General features: G+C 67.2%; 1 protein-coding gene. It reads right to left on the minus strand.

Annotation, left to right across the window (positions count from 1 at the left end; all coding sequences use genetic code 11):
• On the minus strand, positions 1-617 hold a 617-nt coding region (locus tag BO1_RS56105), incomplete at its 3' end, for a 2Fe-2S iron-sulfur cluster-binding protein (RefSeq protein WP_043289416.1).
• Positions 618-692 lie beyond the last annotated feature (75 nt).

A 692-nucleotide genomic window follows, 5' to 3' on the forward strand; every position in this document is an offset into this window, starting at 1 on the left:
CTGCCGCCCAGCTCGCGCTGGTCGTCGACGAGAATCACGCGCGCGCCGGCCAGGCCCGCCGTATGCGCGGCCAAGAGGCCCGTGGGGCCGCCGCCGATCACCAGCACGTCGCAATGGGCGAAGCACTTGTCGTAGCGGTCGCCGTCGCGCACTTCGGGCGCCTTGCCCAGACCCGCGGCCTCGCGAATCTTCTCTTCATACTTCGGCCACCATTTGCGCGGCCACATGAAGGTCTTGTAGTAGAAGCCGGCGGGCAGGAAGCGCGAGAACTTCTGGTTCACCGCCATGCGGTCGTGCTCGAGGCTCGGCTCCGCGTTCACGCTGGTCGCGATGAGCCCCTGATAGAGCTCGATTTCGGTGGCGCGCGCGTTCGGCACGGTGTAGGCGCCGCGCTCGAGCTGCACCACGGCATTCGGCTCGGCCACGTCGGCCGTCACGATGCCGCGCGGACGGTGGTACTTGAAGCTGCGCGCGACGAAGTGCACGTCGTTGGCGAGCAGCGCCGAGGCGAGCGTGTCGCCCTGATAGCCCTGATACGTGCGCCCGTTGAACGTGAAGGTCAGCGGAATCGCGCGGTTGATGCGCCCGCCGGCGCCGAGTCGGTTCTTCTGGCTCATCGCTGCTTGCTCCCTTGCGTGCTCTTTTGCGTCCCGTTTTGTGCGCCGTTTTGTGTCCTGGCCTGTGCGTTCACC

Source organism: Paraburkholderia oxyphila NBRC 105797, assembly GCF_000685075.1.
GTDB classification, from domain to species: Bacteria; Pseudomonadota; Gammaproteobacteria; order Burkholderiales; family Burkholderiaceae; genus Paraburkholderia; species Paraburkholderia oxyphila.